Here is a 21,190-nt window from a genome sequence, read left to right as displayed (position 1 = left end):
TAAATAGTTGAAATGAAGATTCGTAATTACGGTATTATTTTTGTTGTCTTGATTTGTTTCACTAATTCCTGCGATAATTTTAAGAATGGTAAAACAACTTTTGGTCAAACGAAGAATGCTTCTCCTGGCTTTGATGTAGATCATTTGAATATATGGGTGAAAGACCCAACAAAAGCAAAAAAATGCCTTACAGAGATTGGTTTTACTTCTGTTCCCGATTCACTTTCTGCTATTCATGAGGGGCAAGGAACTGCAGGAAGATATTTTAATTTTTTGAATGGATACCTCGAATTAATATTTGTTAATGACCAAGAGGAATTTGAGGAGAATAATGTAGAAAATAAACAGTTAGATTTTACTGAAAGAGCCAACTTTGACCTTAACGAAGCTTCTCCTTTTAGTATCGCCCTAAAAGTAAAAGATTATAGGGTTGAAAAAATTCCTTTTAAAAAAGTTCGTTACCATCAGGATTGGATGGAAGAGAAGTCAAGTATTTTTTCAGCTGAGAATTCTAAATTATACCTGAATGAACCTTCTATTTTTGTGGTATATCCCGGGATTGAGGCAATAACTTTTGAAACTGTAACGGCTTTAGAGAATACTCCCAGTGAGGATTCTCGCTGGAAAAATTATTTCAGGCATCCCAATGGTGCCAAGCGTATTACCAATATCGTAATCACTGCCCACGGGGTAAATCTAAAAACAGAAACGATTAGGGCAATCAATTCCATTGAGCACATAAATGTCAAGATTGGAGGGGAACATGTAATGGAACTTTATTTTGATAATCAGATACAAGGTAAAACTTTTGACTTACGACCGGCATTACCGCTAATGGTTTACTTATGATTAGCATATTTCGTTTTGCTATCCGCCATAGTACTATAAGAGTACTATTATAACCTACCAATAACATAGCTTTCTTTACCGAGAATCAGGCTAAAAAATCTTAACTTTAAAGCAATGTGTAATTATTCTATAATGGATGATAAAGCGTGTTTTTGAATAAGAATAAAATTGTAAAACCGGGTACTATGACCAAGACCTTAAATCTTCAACGAAGCCTGTTTTTAATCGCAGTTCCGCTTTTTATTATGGCTATAATGGTGGGTATTTCCCAATCTTCATTCTTAAGGTCAAATTCAAATCCGCTTTCAATTGGAATAACTTTCGATTTACTCCTTACCGCACCTCTCATTTACTTCTTATTAATAAGGAGAACCAATATCCCTAAGTTCACAGTACTTCCTTTTTTGATTTTGGGTATGGTCGTTGGGTCATTCATTATACCTGTGGAGTATCAATATTATTTGAACCTTTTTAGAGTTTGGGTCTTTCCAATAATTGAATTGGCTGTTTTAAGCTATGTAATCTTCAACGTAATCCATGCAATAAAAAAGTACAGAGTACATAAGACAGCAGCATCGTTCGATTTTTTTACGACCTTAAAGAAAACTTGCTACGAAATTTTACCTAGAGTTGCGGTGATTCCTGTTATTACGGAAATCGCGGTGTTTTACTACAGTTTTATATTTTGGAGAAAAAGAAAATTAAAGAAAGGGGAATTCTCCTATCATAAAAATAGTGGTACGATATCGGTGCTTATTGCTATTCTTTTAATCGTTGCAATAGAAACCGTAGTACTTCACATTTTACTTGCTAAATGGAGTGCCGTGACGGCGTGGATCATGTCTTTCTTAAGTATATATTCCGGTATTCAAATTTTTGGTTTTTTAAAATCCATGCTCAAGAGACCTATAGCGATCGCCGATGACCAACTTTTTCTAAGATATGGGATTATGGCAGAAACCACCATAGCGCTCAGGGATATAGCGGCTATTGAAATCTCATCAAAAGAACTAATACTAGATAAAGAGACTCGAAAGTTATCAATCTTTGGTGAGTTGGAAACACATAATGTCATCATTCGGTTAAAGAAGGAAAATGAGCTTATTGCACTTTATGGAATAAAACGAACGTATAAGAATTTGGCTTTTTATGTTGATGATAAAATTGAATTTAAGGGTATTATTGATAAAGCTACACATCGGTAGCTTTGGGACTTGATTTTCGCAGAGAACAATGAGACTTTGACAAAACCGATTATTTTCCCAGTTTCAAGTGATTGGCAAGTGGAATTGACCAGAAACGGACAAAAAATAGTAACGGAAAAAGTTAAAAGATTTCCGATTGATTTAGGAGATTATGGTAGTTTTATGATTATCCGAAAATTAACAGCGTGAAAAAACACTAACAAGAACAATGTATAACCACGATTTCAGCGGATTCGACTACATCTGAATCCACTCGGAATTACTAAGGTCTGTGCTAAACCGAAAAGTCTATGTATATTAACCCGTAACTGACGCTTGTACGAGACCGTCAGACTGTCTCAAACCCCCGAATTATTTCCACTTGATCTAGTGAGATTCATTTTTTGATTCTATTTTTATGCTATGGAGCCTAATTCCGAAACCCTAAGGGCAGATGTGCCAAACTACCCGAATATAAACCTATACTTTAAATTAGTGAGGTGTAAACTAGCCGATAGTCATTTTGAACTTTTTTGTAATAAATGCAGCGTATAGAAATCTAAGTGAATTAAGCCCTTACGTATAAAACCAAACCATGTCAGTAAATAAAAAAGAGCAGTTAAAAACGAGGTTACACCCACGTAATAGAAATAGGGAACCATATGATTTAAATGCGCTTATAAAAACTACCCCAACTTTGGAGGGTTATGTAAAGCCTAATAAATCTGGTCTACCTTCCATAGATTTTTCAAGTCCTATTGCGGTAAAACTTTTGAATAAGGCATTACTGAGTTATTACTACGGAATTAAATACTGGGAGTTTCCGGATGAGAATTTGTGTCCGCCTATTCCTGGCAGAGCGGATTATATCCACTATATGGCAGATGTGCTTATGGAAAGTAATTTTGGAAGATTACCAATAGGAAATGCGATTACCTGTCTAGACCTAGGTGTAGGCGCAAGTTGTATTTATCCGATTATTGGTGTCGTAGAATATGATTGGAATTTTATTGGTTCGGATATTGATGCAAAATCAATTGCATCTGCCCAGAAAATTAGTAGTGCTAATATTTCACTTAAGAATAAGATAGACTTGAGGCTCCAAAAAAGTCCAAAAGCTTTCTTCCAGGATATTTTGGCTCCAACGGAACTTATAGATATCACCGTTTGTAATCCTCCTTTTCATGCCTCTTTAGACGATGCGCAAAAAGGAAGTCGAAGGAAAGTGAAAAATTTATCGGGCAAGAAATTGAGTATACCTGTTCTTAATTTTTCTGGAGTAAAAAGTGAATTGGTATATGCGGGTGGAGAATTAAAATTTATTCAAAACATGATTTGGGAGAGTAGGAAATATGGAAAGAAGTGTTATTGGTTTTCAACTTTGGTTTCCAAACAATCCAATTTAAGGAGTATTGATAACCTATTAATAAAAGTAAGTGCTAAAGAAGTAAAGACTATTCCTATGGGAACGGGAAATAAAGCCACTAGAATCGTTGCCTGGACCTTCCTTTCTAAAGCGGAACAGAAAGAATGGCGAACCGTGCGATGGAAATAATGACTTCAAAGTCAACCAAAAGAATAATAAAATTTAAAAACACAGTATTTTTTGCATATAGAAATTAAACAGATTACTGCTCAAGAAACCTATAATTTGAGACATGAGGTCATGTGGCCGGACAAACCTTTGGATTTTGTAAAATTGGATAACGATGAGGAAGGAATCCATTTTGGACTGCTAAAAAATAATGCCATTGTGGCCGTGGTATCTTTATTTGTTGAGGGTAATAAGGCGCAGTTCAGAAAATTGGCTACTAAAACTTCAGAACAAGGTAAGGGGTATGCAACACGTCTATTGCGGTACCTCACAAACTATGTTGTGGCAAAAGGACATGTAAATTGGTTATGGTGTAATGCCCGGGCAGATAAAACCGGGTTTTATAAAAATTTTGGTATGATAGAAACGGACCAGACTTTTCAGAAAGGAGGACTTGATTATTGTATTATGGAAAAAAAATTAACAATCTGATTATCGGAAAAAGTACATGTTAGCTGTGAACCAGTATATTACCATTTCATCAACCTTATCATTTTTCCTGATTTTCATGTAAAATACTACTACTTTATTTTAAGTAAGTGAACGTGGCAACAAAAGTAGAAATAGCCATTAAATAGTAGTTTTTGTGGTATTACAAGTTTTAACCGCCTAGCTTTGCATTATAAATACAACGCCTATGGCCTCTTTTTCCGAATTTAAAATTAGCAACCCTCTGCGTAACGCCCTAGATGATTTAGGTTTTCAGGAGGCTACTCCTATACAAGAGCAGGCCTTTCCCGTAGTTATGAGTGGTAAGGATGTTGTTGGTATAGCGCAAACGGGAACAGGTAAAACCTTTGCCTACCTTTTGCCGCTAATGAATATGCTATCTTTTTCTAAAGAGATACATCCGCGTGTATTGGTATTAGTACCAACTCGGGAACTTGTAGTACAAGTGGCGGAAGAGATAGAAAAACTGGCCAAGTATGCTTCAGTGCGGGTTACGGGTGTTTATGGTGGCACGAGTATGAATAAGCAGAAAGAGGTATTGGCTTTAGGTACCGATATTGTAGTAGCTACACCAGCACGTTTGTACGACCTTATGCTTACCCGGGCATTACAGCTAAAAAACGTAAAAAAACTGGTTATTGATGAGGTTGATGTTATGCTGGATTTAGGTTTTCGATTTCAACTGGTAAATATTTTTGAACTATTACCTAAACGTAGACAGAACATAATGTTTTCGGCTACCATGACCGATGATGTGGAAAAGCTAATTAACGACTTCTTTAAAGGAGTAAAAAAAATAGCTGTGGCCGTAAGCGGCACACCTTTGGATAATATAGCGCAAACATGTTACGCTATTCCTAACTTTTATACCAAGGTAAATTTATTGGTGCATCTACTTCAAGATAGGGACACTTTTCATAAAGTATTGGTTTTTGTGTCCAGTAAGCGAAGTGCAGATTTATTATTTAAGGAATTGGCCGAATTTTTTAATGAGGAAATTTGCGTTATCCACTCCAATAAGACCCAGAATTATAGATTGCGTTCAATAAATCAGTTCGATTCTGGTCAGAATCGAATTCTGGTTACAACAGATGTTATGGCACGTGGATTGGATTTAGACCAAATTTCCCATGTGATAAATTTTGATACACCTGTTTATCCGGAAAACTATATGCACCGCATAGGACGAACGGGTAGGGCAGAAAAGGAAGGTAGTTCCATTCTTCTTTTTACGGCAAAAGAAGAACCTGCAAAAGTGGCGATTGAAGAATTAATGAACAGAAAGATTACTATGATCAGGCTTCCCGAAACGGTGGAAATTGCCACGCAATTAACCCGGGATGAAAGACCTAAGCATATAGAACGGGAAAACCCTCTTAAAGAAAACGAAGAGGAAAGAGGTGCAAGCTTTCATGAAAAATCCGAGAAAAATAGAAAGCAGAACCAAGGTGGTGCCTATAAAAGAATCATTAAAAAAAAATATACCAAACCAAAAACTCGTGGGGATAAAAACTTTGGTAAGAAACGCAAACGAAAATAGGCTTCCTGAAAAATTCTTGTCGGTAGTCCTTTCTACATACTTCTGTCTTTGATTTAGTCCATTCCTTTACTTATAAATTAGTCAGATTAGCAAAAAAACTATAGTACTCATACCATGAATTTCATCGATAAAGTGCAAGTGATATCGGTAAGAAGTTTTGTGCTCTAATTACTTTTGTCGATACTTTTTTACAATTTATCTATCATTTTTTAGGTTAGCGAAAAACGCTGTATTTCAACGATATAGCATCGATTCTTATCTGTCCTTGAGGTTATCTTTAAGTAACCCAAACAGATATTATGAAACTTGTTATAACCTCAATCTTAGTTCTTTTTACAAGCACTTTGGCCTTTGCGCAAGACTCAGAAAACAATGATAAAGTGGACACTTTTAAAGTGGGGGTTGTTTTGGTTACTGGCACTCCTAGTACTATCCCTGCGGAAAGTAGTTCAAATTTCAATGAACAAGTTATAGCACGTTTATATCGTTACCCAAATTCTAGGGTAAAGAAAGCTTTATCTTTTCGTGCAAAGAAAGATAGACCAAAATTGGCCTAATCTTTGATTTATAAAAATGGTACACTGATGTACTGAATTAAATTAGGAACCTATGTTAGTATCAATATTTTTAGTTTCAGCGATTATTACATTAAAGGTCTTAGTGCGTAGCACTAAGAAAAACACACTTACTCCAATTAAAGTACGTAGTACTTATCGTAATTTTTAATCCTTGATACCAGGCTGTTGAATGGTATAATTTTCCTTGGCCTTAGCTTCGTCTACCTGTCTCTTTACGTCAGCTAATAGGGCTTTTGCGTCATAAATAATACCATCCTTAATCGTGTATTTAACCCCTCCTGCTCGTACTACATCGTTATCTTCGGTGAGCTTTATTGCTCCTGTGCCGTAGAGCACTTTTAAGTTTTTAAGTGGATTTTCTTCCACCACTACAAAATCTGCCATTTTTCCAATTGACACAGAACCAATTTTGTCATCCATCCCTAAAGCTTCTGCACCGTTTAGGGTAGCGGACCTAATAATTTCCAAAGGATGAAACCCAGCTTCTCGAAGTAATTCTAATTCTCTGATGTACGCAAAGCCATATAGTTGAAATATGAAACCAGAATCCGAGCCGGTAGTAACTCTGCCACCCCTGTTTTTATATTCATTGATGAAGGTCATCCAAAGTTTATAATTCTTTTTCCAGGCTACTTCCTGTTCCGTACCCCAATCATGCCAATACGAGCCGTGCGATATTTTGCTAGGCTGATAAAACTCCCATAAAGAGGGTAGGGTATAGTCTTCATGCCATTCTGCACGTCTGGCACGTTGTAAATCTCTACTTGCTTCGTAAATATTAAAAGTAGGGTCCAGCGTAAAATCCAATTCTAGCAATTCGTTCATTACAGCATTCCAATGGTCTGAATATGGTGCTGCTGCTTGGGACCAGAGTTTTCCTGCGTTTTCAAATCGATGCTGTTCGTTTTGGTAGTTATAGTCCAAAGGATAATCTTGAACCGTTCTATCATCGAAGAGCGCTTCTGGAAGCCCGTACCAGTGTTCCATAGAGGTTAAGCCCGCACGAGCAGAATGTAGAACGTTCCATCTGGCTACGCTTAGTTGTGCATGATGACAGGCAGAACCTAAACCTAGTTTTTTATTTTCGTCTAGAGCGGCCGCCATGATTTCTGGTTCAGCTCCAAAAAATTTAATACCATCGGCGCCTTTTTTGGCGTTTGCCCGTACCCATTCGCGTGCTTGCTCTGGTGTTGAGATGGGAATGTCGTTTAAAGGGTTAAAGGTCTTGCTTGTTTGTCCAAAACCGGTATATGCCATTATGCGTGGTGCAATAATTTCATTTTTAGCGCTCTTACGTTTTAAATCCATCGTAAAATCAACACCTCTGCCGCTAGGTTCGCGTACCGTAGTTACACCGTGTGCCATCCAAAGCTTAAAAACATAATCGGGTTCTGCTCCCTGGGCAGTACCGCCAATATGCCCGTGCATGTCAACAAAGCCAGGCAAGAGATACATGCCATTACAATCTAACTCCTTGCCTCCAGCCTTTAGCTTGGGTCTTTTGGTTTCATCTATGGGTACACCGTCGTAGCCAACTACCTGAATTTTTTTAATACGGTTATTTTCCACTACAATATCTATTGGTCCCTGTGGAGGTGCTCCATTTCCATTAATGAGCATTACCCCTCTAATTATCAATTGCGAGTGTGGACCGTCTCCCTCTAAGGACTGCGCCATAAGGCCAGCTATTGAAATTAGACTAAGGAGTAAAAAGAGTGTTATATTTTTCATGCTAGTATGCTTTGATACGTTGATTTATTAGGTCTAAAATTAATTTTCGGTAGGAACATTTATCTTATCTCCCAGGAACAGTGCGTTTAGGAATAACCTGTTTGTTCCGTACCAGGAGCCTCTAAAGTTAGGATTGTCCGCAAATAGAACAACACGACCACTTCCTAATTTGCTTACGATAAGCGAAGCGGATTTTTTCACGTTTTCCTCCATATTCTTTTTAGTGAGAAATCCATCGATATGAGGGTTCTTGTTATATTTCGCTACCGTGGCATACGCATTTTGACTTGGAGCTAACCAAACCGTATTGTTTTTGTACACTGGTATGCTGGTATCATGATAACCAAAGGCTAGGGGGTGGGTATTGTCGATATCCGCTCTCAAAATAACACCACCTACACTTTCCTTCCCAATATTTTCTCCTGCATCTACATAAGGTTTTTGGACCACTGTTTCTGATGAATCTTTTTCTACGTTGTTGAGTTCTTCGCTCACTAATTTTTTGTCGATAACCCATTTGCTTGCGGTACCGATTGTAATTAACGTGTTGCCCTTACTTGTCCATGATTTTATCTTGGCCTGCTGTTTCTCTGTAAGGTTATATCTGCCAGAAACCATTACCAAGGTATTGTATTTGTCAAAATTGGCACGATTAAAATTACGCATCGGTATTTTGGTAATGGGCATATGAACCCTTTTATCCAATAAATGCCAAACTTCTCCCGCTTCATAGGACCGGACCCCATCACCGATAAGCATCGCAGCCCTTGTTTGCTTAATAGGAGTGATAAAACGACTACCCATATCAACGCCTCCTAAATTAAGTCCTGTGTTAACGGCGAGCATTGGGACTTCAAACTTCTTTTGAGCCTCTTTCAGATGATTATAGATTTTATTGGCATCCATTTTTTGGAGACTAACCGGTATAAGTACGGCACCATAATTAAAATTCTTAGCATTATTTCCAGTTTTTACCGTAAAAGGTTTTGCGGCCGAAGAAGCAACAATACCTTTTTGTTGCAGGTAGTAAAGGGCGGCCGGGGCATTGTAATCGTCCCAATCCATCACATAGGCATAATTCGATTTTTGAACTGGAGCTACCTTTACAAAATTATCCGTACTTGTAATTTTAGTACCTAAATTTAGCGTGGTGGTACTCTTATATTTCATATTGTAGAAGTTAGCTACGGACCAGGCAGATGCATCATAATAAACACTATCCCTATACTTCTCATAAGTTTCGAACATGGTTTGCACCATCCTATATTGCGGTTGCCGGGTAGGTACTACATAATTATCACCAGTTTTATAGACATCAATCTTATGTAGTAACAGCTTGTCCACAAATGCCTTTGTTCGGTTTTGGTCGTGAGCGTCTCCAAAAGTGTACCCTTTTATTTTACTTTTTCCGGCATTTGTCAAAGCACTTTTAAAGAATTGCTGTTGGTATTTTCGCATATAAGCTTTATTATTTACAGCAGTTTTTACCGTTGTAATACTGGAGGTGTATTGGTTTCTTATAGTGAAGGCAAAAGTAATTTCTCCGAATGCTGTTGTTTGTCTGTGCCCTCTGGAGCTAGCTTGCTCAAACAACAGTCCTAAACCTCCCTGTAAATCTGGATATGAAGAACCATAACCGGGATAGGTGCCATCGAAAACTTCTTTTGTAAAGTAAAGCGAACCAATACTATCCAAGGCTTTGGCAAATTCATTACCAAAAAGTGTGTTTAAATCCTCATAATTTTCTTTCGGCATAATAGGATTAAGCGAACCATTAGTTTTCATAGGCTCAAAGAAATACGTACTCTGCGTTCCCATTTCATGAAAATCGGTAACCACGTTAGGATACCATTGATGATACCAGTTTAGTTTGCCTCTACTTTCTGGATTTACTCCTAATAGCCAGTCCCTATTTAAATCAAACCAATAATGGTTGGTTCTACCCATTGGCCAGTACTCGTTATGTTCTGCATCTTGTGGGTCCGCGACTTCGGGCGAACCTTGATAGGTATTTGCCCATTGCGTATGGCGGTCACGACCATCCGGATTAATCGTGGGGTCAATAAAAATTACCGCGTTGTCAATATAGTTTAGGATTTCAGGATTTTCAGAGGCGACAAAAGTATAGGCCGATAATAAAGCTGCTTCTGAACTAGAGGGTTCATTGCCATGTACATTGTAGGCTAAATTCACGAAGATCGGAACATCTTCATAATTGGAAACTGATTTTGAAGGATCCGTGAACGCCAGATGAGCGGCTTTAATCGATTCTAAATTATTTTGATTTTTGGGTGAAGAAATTGTTAGCATAACCAATTTACGCCCTTCGTGTGTTTTCCCATATTCCTGTATGGTAGCCCTATCCGATACTTCTGCCAGTTTCTCTAGATAGGCCACAATTAAGTCATGCCTTGTATGGTGTTCACCAATACCGTAACCTAGAAAATCTTCTGGGGAAGGTACCGTCGTATTAAAGGGTTTAAAATTTTTGAAGAAATAATCCTGACCGTAGGTGGTGCTGCAGGATAGGAAAAGAACTAGGAGTAATTTTTTTAACATGAAACGGTTTTTTTGAGTTAGCCGTTTAAATATAAGTAATATCCTAAGATTATTTACACTAGTAAACTACTTAACATGCTTTATTATGAACTTGATAATATGCCTGTCCTTAAATTAAATAGCTGGGACTAATTGTTGTTTTATCTCTTTGAATTTAATGATATAATTAGTTCCTTTCTTGCTATTATCCCTTTGAATGGTACCTTTTAATTGTCTTGTTAGGTTATGGATAAGTTTTAACCCTAATGATTTGGAATTTTTGTAGTTAACGGTCTCTGGGAAACCAACACCGTTATCTCCAATATTAAGCACATATTGCTTGTCTAGTTCTTTCTTTAGTGCGATGTATATTTCTCCTTCCTCTTCATCTGAAAACCCATATTTAAGTGCGTTGGTGACCGCTTCGTTAATCAATAGTCCTAAAGGAATGGCAGTGTCGATACCTAATTTAATATCAGGGATATCAATTTTTAAATGAACCTTGCTGTCCAAACCTTTAATGGAGCGTATAAGGTATTCGCTTAGTTCCTGCACGTACGACTTATACTCTATATGCGCTATATCTTTTCTCATGTAGAGCATTTCATGAACCATAGCCATTGATATAACTCGGTTCTGCGTGCTTTTAAGTAAGGTTTTCATTCTAGCTTCCTCAACGTTTCTAGATTGAAGGCTCAACAGACTGGAGACGGTCTGTAAATTATTTTTTACCCTATGATGCACTTCTTTTAGCAGCGTTTCCTTTTCCTCCATCTGCACAAGTAATTCTTGTTTTGACCTGTACAATGCGTGGTGCGTTCTTAATAAATTTTTACCGAAGATATTTCCTAGTAGATATACCGAAAAAAGAATGGAAAATAGATTAAAAAGGTTTCTGGATTTTTCCGGAATAACGTTTTCAGTAAAGGTAAAGTCTGGGATACTTTGTGAAAAAATTAAAATCACCAAAAAGAAAATTAAATTCAGATAAATCTGACCATATTGTCTTGTAGTGACGTATCCCGCAAAAACTATCAATGCCAATGTGAAAATAAAAGAACTATTGATACCACCAGAATATATGGTTATAATGAAAGCACTTATGAGTGCTAATATGGAAGATAAGTTGTAGGTAGAGTTAAGGCTTTGGTGTTTTCTAAAAAAAATGGTATTGGTTAAGTTCAGCAAACCAAAAATTACGAATACATACGGAATAATCTCTTTAATATCTAGTATAAAAAAACAAGCAAGGCCAAAAACAATAGCCAATGCACTAGAAACGTAATTCACTTTTAAAATAAGTTTAATCTTATCCTCTAAGCGTTCTTGGTCGATATTTAAATCGTTCATAGAATCAAATTAATTTCTTGGTTTCAGGAACATTTTTCTATTGTAAAGCTAGGTATGTTTTATGCATATTTCAAAAAACTTTATAAAAAGTTAAACATACCCGAGAGAAATACAGCTTTACCATGATTATCCGATACTAAAAAAAGCGACCTTCGGGTCGCTTTTCATCAAAGTATTTTTATGTTATGCTTAAAAAATAAGCCAAGAAACATGAATTTAAATACAGTAGTTTTAATCTTGTGTCATTACCCATTCTCCTTTTAAAATGAGCGGTTCCGCTTGTTTAAATTTTACTGTTTTACTCTCACCCGACATCACGTTCTTAATAGTAACTCGTTCGTTTCTACCAATTTTTGGCTGCTCTCTTGTAATTGTTTCTGTTACCGCTGGTCTTTGTCGTTGTGTGTTCCCTGCCGCTCTGTTCTGCGCTGCAAGTTCATCACTATTGGGTATTTCTTCCTTAGTGGTCTGTAAATTATCCTTACTGCGTTTTACATTACGTGCCTCTTGAATTTCACTCGGATTCCCTGAAGGCAGTTCCCCTTTGAAAAGAAAAGAAACTATTTCCTTATTCACCTTTTCAATCATTTCTTTGAATAACTCAAAAGCTTCAAATTTATAAATTAATAGAGGGTCTTTTTGCTCATGAACCGCTAATTGCACGGACTGTTTTAACTCATCCATTTTTCTTAGATGGGTTTTCCAAGAGTCATCAATTATTGCTAGGGATATATTCTTTTCAAAATCGGTTACCAATTGTTTTCCATCACTATCATAGGCTTCTTGTAAGTTGGTAACTACGTTAAGACTTTTAATACCGTCCGTAAATGGAACCACGATACGTTCAAACTTATTGGCATTGTCTTCATAGACCTGTTTTATTACAGGAAAAGCCGTAGCGGCATTACGCTCCATTTTTTCCTTATAATGGTCGTAACCCGCTTTATATACTTTGCCAGTAATGTCTTGGGCGTTTAGTTTTCCAAAATCTTCCTCAGAAACAGGAGACGTCATGGAAAAATACTTAATTAGTTCAAATTCGAAATTTTTGAAATCGTTAGCGGCCTTGTTGCCTTCTACAATTACCTCACAGGTGTCATAGACCATATTGGCAATATCTACCTTTAGGCGCTCTCCTTGCAGTGCATGCCTTCTTCTTTTATAAACTACTTCTCGCTGGGCGTTCATAACATCATCATACTCCAACAGACGCTTACGCACACCAAAGTTGTTCTCCTCTACTTTTTTCTGTGCACGTTCAATGGATTTTGTCATCATGCTATGCTGAATAACCTCACCGTCTTCCAAGCCCATTTTATCCATCATCTTCGCTACACGGTCAGAACCGAACAAGCGCATTAAATTATCTTCTAAGGAAACATAAAACTGTGAACTTCCTGGATCTCCCTGACGTCCTGAACGACCTCTTAACTGTCTATCCACTCGTCTAGAATCATGACGTTCCGTACCTACAATGGCCAGACCACCTGCTTTTTTAACTTCTTCGGATAATTTGATATCCGTTCCACGACCTGCCATGTTGGTCGCAATGGTTACGATACCTGCATTACCGGCTTCAGCAACCACATCTGCTTCTTTTTTATGGAGTTTTGCATTCAGCACATTATGCGGTACTTTACGTACGCTTAATAATTTTGAAAGTAGTTCCGATATTTCAACAGAGGTTGTACCAATCAATACCGGCCTTCCAGATTGACTCAGTTTTGTAACCTCATCGATTATGGCGTTGTATTTCTCTCTCTTAGTCTTGTAGATTAAGTCATTTCTATCATCACGCGCTATAGGTCTATTGGTAGGAATTTCCATAACGTCCAGTTTATAGATTTCCCAGAATTCCCCAGCTTCCGTGATTGCCGTACCTGTCATACCTGCGAGCTTGCTGTACATTCTAAAGTAGTTCTGTAAAGTAACCGTAGCAAAGGTTTGTGTCAGGGCTTCTATCTTTACATTTTCCTTTGCTTCAATGGCTTGGTGTAAACCATCGGAATAACGACGACCGTCCATAATACGACCTGTCTGCTCGTCTACAATCATTACCTTGTTATCCATAACTACATACTCTACATCTTTCTCAAAAAGTGTATAGGCCTTTAACAACTGGCTCATGGTGTGGATACGTTCACTCTTAACTGTAAAGTCTTTGAAAAGTTCTTCTTTGAGTTCTGCTTCTTGCTCTATCTCAAGATTCTGCTGCTCTATTTTGGCAATTTCCCCACCAATATCTGGCATTACAAAGAAATCTCTATTCTGTTCTCCAGAAATATAATCAACACCTTTGTCGGTAAGTTCTATCTGGTTGTTCTTTTCGTCTATTACGAATAATAAATCTTCGTCTACCTTAGGCATTTCCCTGTTATTATCCTGCATGTAAAAGTTCTCCGTTTTTTGGAGCAACTGTTTTACACCTTCCTCACTCAAAAACTTAATTAACGCCTTGTTCTTCGGTAGCCCCCTGAAAACACGAAGTAAAAGAAACCCTCCTTCTTTGGTATCTCCTTCTTTAATAAGCTTTTTTGCCTCTGCTAAAACACCTGTTAAATGCTGACGTTGTTTTTGAACAATTTCATTCACCTTTGGTTTTAGGTCGTTAAATTCGTGTCTGTCCCCTTCAGGAACAGGTCCCGAAATAATTAAAGGGGTTCTAGCATCATCTACCAAAACCGAATCTACCTCATCTACAATGGCATAGTTATGCGGGCGTTGCACCAAATCTTTTGGCGTGTGCGCCATATTATCCCGCAGGTAATCAAAACCAAATTCGTTATTGGTACCATAGGTAATATCTGCATTATAGGCAGCTCTTCTGCCATCTGAGTTAGGTCTATGATGGTCTATGCAATCCACGGTAAGTCCATGAAACTCAAAGATTGGCGCCATCCAGGCACTATCTCGTTTTGCTAAATAATCGTTCACGGTTACCAAATGTGCACCATTGCCCGTTAACGCATTTAAATACAAAGGTAGTGTGGCTACTAGTGTTTTACCTTCTCCTGTTTGCATCTCGGCAATTTTACCTTGATGTAACGCAATTCCTCCTATGAGCTGTACATCATAATGTACCATGTCCCAGGTAACTTCTTTACCTGCCGCATCCCAAGAATTTTTCCAAACTGCTTTTTCTCCGTCCAAGGTTACATAATCTTTTGTTCCGGACAGTTTTCTGTCGTTTTCTGAGGCCGTTACAGTAATGGTCTCATTATTGGTAAAACGTTTTGCGGTTTCCTTGACTACGGCAAAAGCTTCTGGTAAAATTTCGTTTAATGTCTCTTCTGAAATAGCATATGCTTCTTCTTTAAGTTTATCTATTTCTGCGTAACTATCTTCGTTTTTATCAATATCGGTAGATTCCTGAACTTCCTTTTCTAGTGCAGCTATTTGTACTGTAATCTCTTTATAGGAATCCTTTATTTTCTGTTGAAAATCTATAGTCTTTTGTCTTATTTCATCATGACTTAGACTTTCCAGATTAGCTTCAAAGGACTTTATTTGGTCTACCAAAGGCTGAAGTTCTTTTACGTCTTTCTTAGATTTATCACCTACGAAGGCCTTTAGTATGGAATTAATGAAACTCATATATTTTTCTATTAGGATTGCGAAGATTGGTATGATAAACCTCCAATCGTTTTGCAATAAATTATTTGCAGTCGGTAACTAAAACCGACATCTGAGTGCAACAAAAGGTATTCCAGTATTTATTTTGAACTAAAATTCCCTAATCGACTGCCAAAATTACATAAAAAAAAAGCCTCCGAGGAGACTTTTTGTAGTAATTGTGATATCTAAATATTAATATTCATCCTCGTTCCAGAGGTAGTCTTCTTCCGTAGGATAGTCTGGCCAGATTTCCTCTATAGATTCGTAAATCTCGCCTCCTTCTTCCTCCATTGATTGTAAATTTTCTACAACCTCTAAAGGCGCACCGGTTCTGATGGAGTAGTCAATTAACTCATCTTTACTTGCCGGCCAAGGTGCATCACTTAAATAAGATGCTAATTCTAATGTCCAATACATGGTAATAGTTTGATTTTAATTTTTTGCAAAAATAATTTTTAAATGTACATGACCAAGATAAAATACAATTATTTCAATCCAGTTATCAACATAATTTTTGCATTGATAAATTGATAACGAAGAAATTAGGAATTTATTAGTCCTTTTTTTCAGGTATCCATTTAATTTCCTCGGCCTTTAATTCTTTTGACAATTTTCGTGCCAACACAAAGAGATAATCGGAAAGTCTGTTCAAATAGGAGAGGACCTCTTCGTCAAAAGGCTCATTTTCGAAAAGAAGGGTAGCCATTCTTTCTGCACGTCTACATACGGTACGTGCTATATGACAGTATGACACGCTCGTGTGGCCACCAGGAAGAATGAAATGAGTCATTTGTGGTAGGGAAGCATCCATTTCATCAATAGCAACTTCCAATACCTCAATATCCAGCGTACTTATTTTTGGGATATTCAATCGCTCTTTTCCATTTTTTAAGATAGCTTTTTCCGGGTCTGTAGCTAATATTGCTCCTAAAGTAAATAGTTTATCCTGTATATTTGCCAGTTGATTTTTGCTCCGTTCATTAATCTTCTGGTCGCGTATAAGTCCTAACCAAGAGTTGAGTTCGTCTACCGTACCGTAGCTCTCTATCCTAATATGATGCTTTGGGACCCTAGTGCCACCAAAAAGAGCAGTGGTTCCGGAATCTCCTGTTTTAGTATATATTTTCATTAAAAAAATTAAAGCTCAAGTATCAATAACAAATACTTGAAAAATTTAAGCTTACTCGATACTCATATTGTTTAAATAATTCCAAACTACTCTTTCTTTTCCTTCCGTTCGTAATTATCCATAAACTTTCTGGATTTCCTAGCTCTTGATTTATTTCTATTCGTAATGGTAATGCCTATATAAATTGCAAATACTATGCCTAGTACAATATAAATGGTATTGTTCATATGATTACTTGTCTTTTTTAAAATTAGTGGATTAAATCCGAATCTTAAAATGCTCTTTCGCCTGCTCTCTTCTGAAAAATACAATTCCGCAATAGTATAAATCCACGGTAACCGTTACTTTTTCTAACTTTTTAATTGCTTCCCATCTTTTGGTTTGCTGTTTGTTTTTGTAGATGCTTTCTAACAATAGCATGCTACTATTATGAATATTTTGGGTTGCTATTGACTTAAACGGTTTGCTAGTTATATCGGCGTAGATAAGGTCAAAAGGGATGTTGTTATAGTTGAGTCCTTGGAAAATAGTATTCAATTTTATTTTTAGTTCATTGGAATCATTTACCAAGTCTATTTGCGTGTAATTAAAATACGCTATGCACTTGAAAAGTACATTTTCTGTTTTGGAATAATTTTTAGTTCCCTTTCTATATAACCCTTTCGTAACAAACTGATAAATAAAAGGGGAGTGTACGCCATGTTGATTGGTTGCGGAAAGCAGAAATTTTATTCGGGCAAAAAAACGATACACTAGATGAATTTCTAAATTTCCCAAATGTACTAATACCTTCGTAAACCCATTGAAAAGTTATGCGATGTTTTAGTCTTACCGTTGGGTAAGTTGTATAACGGTTTGATTTTTTTTAAAATAAAAATGCCCATTTTCCAAAACTCTGGCAGGAGGATGAAATAATGGGCATATAAATCGCGACAGTCAGTCGGTATCCTAATTAAGCCATTTTAGCTTTGTTTCTTTTTGTAGTAAATGACAATGCTTTATTTACTCTAGCATTTTTGTGTCTGTATAGTCTAGCAATCGTTGTTTTAGTTTCCAAGTTTAACTCGTAGGCTGTTTCGGTTACTATGGTCATTTCAACAGTTTCAACTTTGACGTCAGCGGTGTTGTTCTGAGCTTGAGCGGTCATTCCGATAAAGAAGATAAAGAAGATGGTTGCTATTGTTTTCATGACTTGCGTTTGTTACACTATTATAACGGGCGCAAGTGTACTTCGAAGGGTGGTCATTCGCCGAAAAACCTATATTACTCGGTATCTGACAGCTATTCGGTTAAAGTGTAAAATTCGTTCGATAAACGACACCAAAGCTAAAAACATCTTATCGAAAAAAGGTGTTTTTAAACGTAGATTTGTTTTTTTTTGAATAAGTGTTTTCTGGAATTATCCTTCCATTTGAGCCGAAAGCTCAAACCAGCGTTCTGTTTTCCTATCTATAGTATCTGATAATTCTCCTAATTCAATAGATAGAGCGGCTATTTCTTCTCCAGAGAGGGAAGTGTCCGTAAACTTATCTTGAAGAGTTGCCTTCTTGGTTTCCATTTTTTGAATATCACGTTCCAATTGTTTGTACTCTTTTTGTTCCGTATAAGACAACTTGTTGGTGACTTCGGTTTTTTTCCAGGCCTTCTTACTTGAATCTGTCTTTTCTTTAAGTTCTCGTTGCTCTATAACCTGACTGTCTTCATAAGCACGGTAGTCAGAATAGTTCCCCGGGAAATCGGCTACAACGCCACCGCCTTTAAAGACAAACAAGTGATCTACAATTTTATCCATAAAATAGCGATCATGTGATACCACAAGAAGACAGCCCTGGAAATCTAATAGAAAGCTTTCTAATACGTTCAAGGTTACAATATCTAGATCATTGGTGGGCTCGTCTAATATTAAAAAGTTTGGATTCTGTATCAAAACAGTACAGAGGTATAATCGCTTACGTTCTCCACCACTTAATTTATCTACGAAGTCGTATTGTTTTTTACGATCAAACAGAAAGCGCTCTAGCAGTTGTTGCGCTGATATTTGTTTTCCTTTCTTAAGGGGAATGTAATCCCCAAATTCACGAATAACGTCTATTACTTTTTGACCTTCTTTAATAGTAATTCCTTTCTGCGTGTAGTAACCAAATTTTATGGTTTCCCCAACAATCACTTTTCCACTATCTGGTTTGTCCCTGCCCGAAAGTATATTAAGGAAGGTAGATTTTCCTGTGCCGTTCTTGCCAATTATTCCAATGCGTTCTCCTCTATTAAAGTTATAATCAAATTTGTCTAATATGGGTTTGTTGGGGTAAGACTTGGATGCCTTTACCAGTTCTATGATTTTAGTACCCATACGCTCCATATTCAACTCTAGCTGTACCTCGTGGTCTTTTCTGCGATTGCTTGCTTTTTCTTTGATAATCTTAAAATCATCGATTCTAGATTTTGATTTTGTAGTTCTGGCCTTAGGTTGGCGGCGCATCCATGTAAGCTCCTTTTTAAAAAGTAATTCTGTTTTGTGCTGTTCTACGGATTCTTGCTCTAAACGTGCCTCTTTTTTTTCTAAGTAATAGGAGTAATTGCCTTTATATGGATAAAGAACACCGTTGTCCAGTTCTATAATTTCGTTACATACCCGCTCTAAAAAGTAACGGTCGTGTGTAACCATGAACAGGGTCATGTTCTCTTTAGCGAAATATTCTTCCAGCCACTCTATCATTTCCAAGTCCAAGTGGTTGGTTGGCTCGTCAAGAACAAGTAAATCTGGCTTATTGATTAGGGCATCGGCCAGCGCTAGGCGTTTTTTTTGCCCCCCGGACAGTTTACCCACTTTTGCACCTAGGTCGTCTAGTTTTAATTTAAAAAGAATTTGTTTGTACTGCGTTTCAAAATCCCAAGCTTCAAAGCGGTCCATTGCTTCGAAAGCACTTTGGTAAGCATCCGCATCCTCCGGATTGGTCAGTGCCTTTTCGTAATTTGAAATGACTTGAAGTACCTCATTGTCCGAAGCAAATATGGTTTCCTCAATAGTAAGATCTGGATTCATCAGTGGCTCCTGCGCCAAAAAAGAAACTCGGGTACTTTTTCGATAATTTACCTGACCGGTATCTGGACTGTCCGCACCTGATAGTATGTTAAGTATAGAAGTTTTTCCGCTACCATTTTTTGCTATAAGCGCAATTTTTTGGTCCTTGTTAATACCAAAAGAGAGCTTCTCAAAAAGAACCAGTTCTCCATAGGATTTAGAAATATTTTCAACCGTAAGTAAATTCATAGTGCGATAGCTCGATTATTTTATAGTTCGATTTTTCAGCATTTTAAAATAATATAACAAGAAGCTATACCTCACAAGCAAAGCCAGTAATACAAAACAGAGTAAGATTGAAAATATTTGGATTTTTAATAGCCAAAGGACAACACTTAAAAGTAAAAGCCCAATGGCGATGCTGATATAAACCCTCAACCATTTTGGTAGTTGTTTTTTTAACAGATAAAATACTATGATTAGGTTGGGGGCAAAGGCCCATAAGAAGTTAAAATTTATTTTAGTAGCCAAATGGTCTGTAAAGAACCAAAGAAACAGAATAAGTAGCCCAGCTAATCCTGTCACGGTAAATAGCGAAACATCTAACCAAATACTTCGCTCTTGTTTTGAATAGTCCCTGTAGGTAATATAAACGACTAAAAGGAGTAACAGCCCCAACCAAAATATAGGTGTAAATACAAATAGTGTAGTATCTTTTTGAGGTGGAATATCTAATAATAACGACTCTTCCTTGACTAAGGGTTTGCCATCTAAGGTGGTATGCTTTAGCTGTTCATAGACATACGCTGGTAAGAATAAATGTTCATAGGGAGTAGCTTTTCGGTCTATAACAGAACCCAATGCTAAATCTATTCCAAAATTAGACCAAGAATTTACGTTGAGATTTTGGTGTATTAGTTGTCTAAAGGTATACGGCTCTTTCAGATATGTGTAATCGAAATTTAAACCATTTCCAAGGTTTTTCTCAAACACCTCAGGAATCTTGGTAGCACAGTTTTCAAAAAGAAAATCGTACTTATAAAACCGATTTTTCGGCAACAGGTTGGTCTCTAAATAGGCGACGATAGCTTTTCTTTGATCTAAGGTTAGTTGTAGTTTCTGTTCTTTAATCCATCGTTTTTCAAGAATGTAACCGCGTTCAAAATACTTGTAGGGATAACGTGTAATGGTATAATCTAGTTTTCCACGAACAAAATTCAGATAGAAATTGGGGTCCTCAAAATTATAAGTCCCGTAACCATAAACCTCGTCTATACCTAAGCTTGGGTCTTGTAAGCGTATGGCACTATGTCCAAATTTAGAAGCTAAATCACCTCCCGTACCCACGGTGAGCAAACTTAATTCTGAAAGTGGTGATAACCCTGCGTTTTGTGCAACACCCAAAAAACATTGAAAAGAAATTACTATTAAGAGGTTTAATTTTTTTAACATAGAATGTTCTAAGCAATAGTAGAACAAAGATGCGAATAATAAGAGATTTAACCGATATTCCATGATTACTATTTCTTGCCTTAGTCTAGGAAGCTTCTCAATTAAAAATGCATAACCAAAGGAATTGTATTATTTTTAAGCGGATATAAGCATTGCTT

General features: G+C 37.0%; 17 protein-coding genes. 6 read left to right on the top strand and 11 right to left on the bottom strand.

What is annotated here, in order from left to right; genetic code table 11:
- The first annotated feature begins 12 nt into the window (after positions 1–12).
- The 6 genes from SJY09_RS07800 (at position 13) to SJY09_RS07775 (ending at position 6,174) form a co-directional block, all read left to right on the top strand.
- Positions 13–849, top strand: a complete 837-nt coding sequence (locus SJY09_RS07800; RefSeq protein WP_396638389.1) for a VOC family protein — start codon at positions 13–15, stop codon at positions 847–849.
- A gap of 185 nt (positions 850–1,034) precedes the next feature.
- Positions 1,035–2,054, top strand: a complete 1,020-nt coding sequence (locus SJY09_RS07795; protein ID WP_396638388.1) for a hypothetical protein — start codon at positions 1,035–1,037, stop codon at positions 2,052–2,054.
- Positions 2,055–2,628: 574 nt separating this feature from the next.
- Positions 2,629–3,588: a 23S rRNA (adenine(1618)-N(6))-methyltransferase RlmF gene (rlmF, locus tag SJY09_RS07790; protein ID WP_396638387.1), complete on the top strand. Its 960-nt coding sequence runs from the start codon at positions 2,629–2,631 to the stop codon at positions 3,586–3,588.
- 51 nt (positions 3,589–3,639) lie between these two features.
- The gene (locus tag SJY09_RS07785) at positions 3,640–4,059 is read left to right on the top strand and encodes a GNAT family N-acetyltransferase (RefSeq protein WP_396638386.1); all 420 of its coding nucleotides are present in this window, start codon (positions 3,640–3,642) and stop codon (positions 4,057–4,059) included.
- A 205-nt stretch (positions 4,060–4,264) separates the two neighbouring features.
- Positions 4,265–5,617: a DEAD/DEAH box helicase gene (locus tag SJY09_RS07780; protein WP_396638385.1), complete on the top strand. Its 1,353-nt coding sequence runs from the start codon at positions 4,265–4,267 to the stop codon at positions 5,615–5,617.
- Between the two features lie 299 nt (positions 5,618–5,916).
- Positions 5,917–6,174, top strand: a complete 258-nt coding sequence (locus tag SJY09_RS07775; protein WP_396638384.1) for a hypothetical protein — start codon at positions 5,917–5,919, stop codon at positions 6,172–6,174.
- A gap of 165 nt (positions 6,175–6,339) precedes the next feature.
- Here the strand turns inward: SJY09_RS07775 and SJY09_RS07770 are convergent, their stop codons facing one another.
- The 11 genes from SJY09_RS07770 to SJY09_RS07720 form a co-directional block, all read right to left on the bottom strand.
- Positions 6,340–7,872, bottom strand: a complete 1,533-nt coding sequence (locus SJY09_RS07770; protein WP_396638614.1) for an amidohydrolase family protein — start codon at positions 7,870–7,872, stop codon at positions 6,340–6,342.
- A 93-nt stretch (positions 7,873–7,965) separates the two neighbouring features.
- Positions 7,966–10,485: a M14 metallopeptidase family protein gene (locus SJY09_RS07765; RefSeq protein WP_396638383.1), complete on the bottom strand. Its 2,520-nt coding sequence runs from the start codon at positions 10,483–10,485 to the stop codon at positions 7,966–7,968.
- A 114-nt stretch (positions 10,486–10,599) separates the two neighbouring features.
- Entirely contained in the window at positions 10,600–11,814 is a 1,215-nt protein-coding gene (locus tag SJY09_RS07760; RefSeq protein ID WP_396638382.1) for a sensor histidine kinase, read from the bottom strand.
- A 231-nt stretch (positions 11,815–12,045) separates the two neighbouring features.
- Entirely contained in the window at positions 12,046–15,408 is a 3,363-nt protein-coding gene (gene secA / locus SJY09_RS07755; protein WP_396638381.1) for a preprotein translocase subunit SecA, read from the bottom strand.
- A gap of 213 nt (positions 15,409–15,621) precedes the next feature.
- Positions 15,622–15,846: a DUF2795 domain-containing protein gene (locus SJY09_RS07750; protein ID WP_027064442.1), complete on the bottom strand. Its 225-nt coding sequence runs from the start codon at positions 15,844–15,846 to the stop codon at positions 15,622–15,624.
- A 136-nt stretch (positions 15,847–15,982) separates the two neighbouring features.
- A complete protein-coding gene (locus SJY09_RS07745) occupies positions 15,983–16,558 on the bottom strand; it encodes a cob(I)yrinic acid a,c-diamide adenosyltransferase (RefSeq protein ID WP_396638380.1) in 576 nt (191 codons plus the stop codon).
- An 86-nt stretch (positions 16,559–16,644) separates the two neighbouring features.
- Positions 16,645–16,785, bottom strand: a complete 141-nt coding sequence (locus SJY09_RS07740) for a hypothetical protein (protein WP_396638379.1) — start codon at positions 16,783–16,785, stop codon at positions 16,645–16,647.
- Positions 16,786–16,816: 31 nt separating this feature from the next.
- Positions 16,817–17,335: a hypothetical protein gene (locus SJY09_RS07735; RefSeq protein ID WP_396638378.1), complete on the bottom strand. Its 519-nt coding sequence runs from the start codon at positions 17,333–17,335 to the stop codon at positions 16,817–16,819.
- Between the two features lie 175 nt (positions 17,336–17,510).
- Positions 17,511–17,747 (bottom strand): hypothetical protein, encoded by a 237-nt coding sequence (locus SJY09_RS07730; RefSeq protein WP_396638377.1) that lies wholly within the window; start codon positions 17,745–17,747, stop codon positions 17,511–17,513.
- Positions 17,748–17,957: 210 nt separating this feature from the next.
- Complete coding sequence (locus tag SJY09_RS07725; protein ID WP_396638376.1) at positions 17,958–19,829, bottom strand: ABC-F family ATP-binding cassette domain-containing protein; 1,872 nt, start codon at positions 19,827–19,829, stop codon at positions 17,958–17,960.
- A gap of 15 nt (positions 19,830–19,844) precedes the next feature.
- Complete coding sequence (locus tag SJY09_RS07720) at positions 19,845–21,032, bottom strand: DUF4105 domain-containing protein (protein WP_396638375.1); 1,188 nt, start codon at positions 21,030–21,032, stop codon at positions 19,845–19,847.
- Positions 21,033–21,190: the final 158 nt, after the last annotated feature.

This window comes from Maribacter sp. R77961, from assembly GCF_044594925.1.
Classification (GTDB): domain Bacteria; phylum Bacteroidota; class Bacteroidia; order Flavobacteriales; family Flavobacteriaceae; genus Maribacter.
This window is presented reverse-complemented; position numbering and strand designations above follow the sequence as displayed.

Coding starts and splice junctions, on each gene's coding strand:
- SJY09_RS07800 (WP_396638389.1), top strand. CDS start 13: ATGAAGATTCGTAATTACGGTATTATTTTTGTTGTCTTGATTTGTTTC.
- SJY09_RS07795 (WP_396638388.1), top strand. CDS start 1,035: ATGACCAAGACCTTAAATCTTCAACGAAGCCTGTTTTTAATCGCAGTT.
- rlmF (WP_396638387.1), top strand. CDS start 2,629: ATGTCAGTAAATAAAAAAGAGCAGTTAAAAACGAGGTTACACCCACGT.
- SJY09_RS07780 (WP_396638385.1), top strand. CDS start 4,265: ATGGCCTCTTTTTCCGAATTTAAAATTAGCAACCCTCTGCGTAACGCC.
- SJY09_RS07775 (WP_396638384.1), top strand. CDS start 5,917: ATGAAACTTGTTATAACCTCAATCTTAGTTCTTTTTACAAGCACTTTG.
- SJY09_RS07770 (WP_396638614.1), bottom strand. CDS start 7,872: ATGGCGCAGTCCTTAGAGGGAGACGGTCCACACTCGCAATTGATAATT.
- SJY09_RS07765 (WP_396638383.1), bottom strand. CDS start 10,485: ATGTTAAAAAAATTACTCCTAGTTCTTTTCCTATCCTGCAGCACCACC.
- SJY09_RS07760 (WP_396638382.1), bottom strand. CDS start 11,814: ATGAACGATTTAAATATCGACCAAGAACGCTTAGAGGATAAGATTAAA.
- secA (WP_396638381.1), bottom strand. CDS start 15,408: ATGAGTTTCATTAATTCCATACTAAAGGCCTTCGTAGGTGATAAATCT.
- SJY09_RS07750 (WP_027064442.1), bottom strand. CDS start 15,846: ATGTATTGGACATTAGAATTAGCATCTTATTTAAGTGATGCACCTTGG.
- SJY09_RS07745 (WP_396638380.1), bottom strand. CDS start 16,558: ATGAAAATATATACTAAAACAGGAGATTCCGGAACCACTGCTCTTTTT.
- SJY09_RS07740 (WP_396638379.1), bottom strand. CDS start 16,785: ATGAACAATACCATTTATATTGTACTAGGCATAGTATTTGCAATTTAT.
- SJY09_RS07730 (WP_396638377.1), bottom strand. CDS start 17,747: ATGAAAACAATAGCAACCATCTTCTTTATCTTCTTTATCGGAATGACC.
- SJY09_RS07725 (WP_396638376.1), bottom strand. CDS start 19,829: ATGAATTTACTTACGGTTGAAAATATTTCTAAATCCTATGGAGAACTG.
- SJY09_RS07720 (WP_396638375.1), bottom strand. CDS start 21,032: ATGTTAAAAAAATTAAACCTCTTAATAGTAATTTCTTTTCAATGTTTT.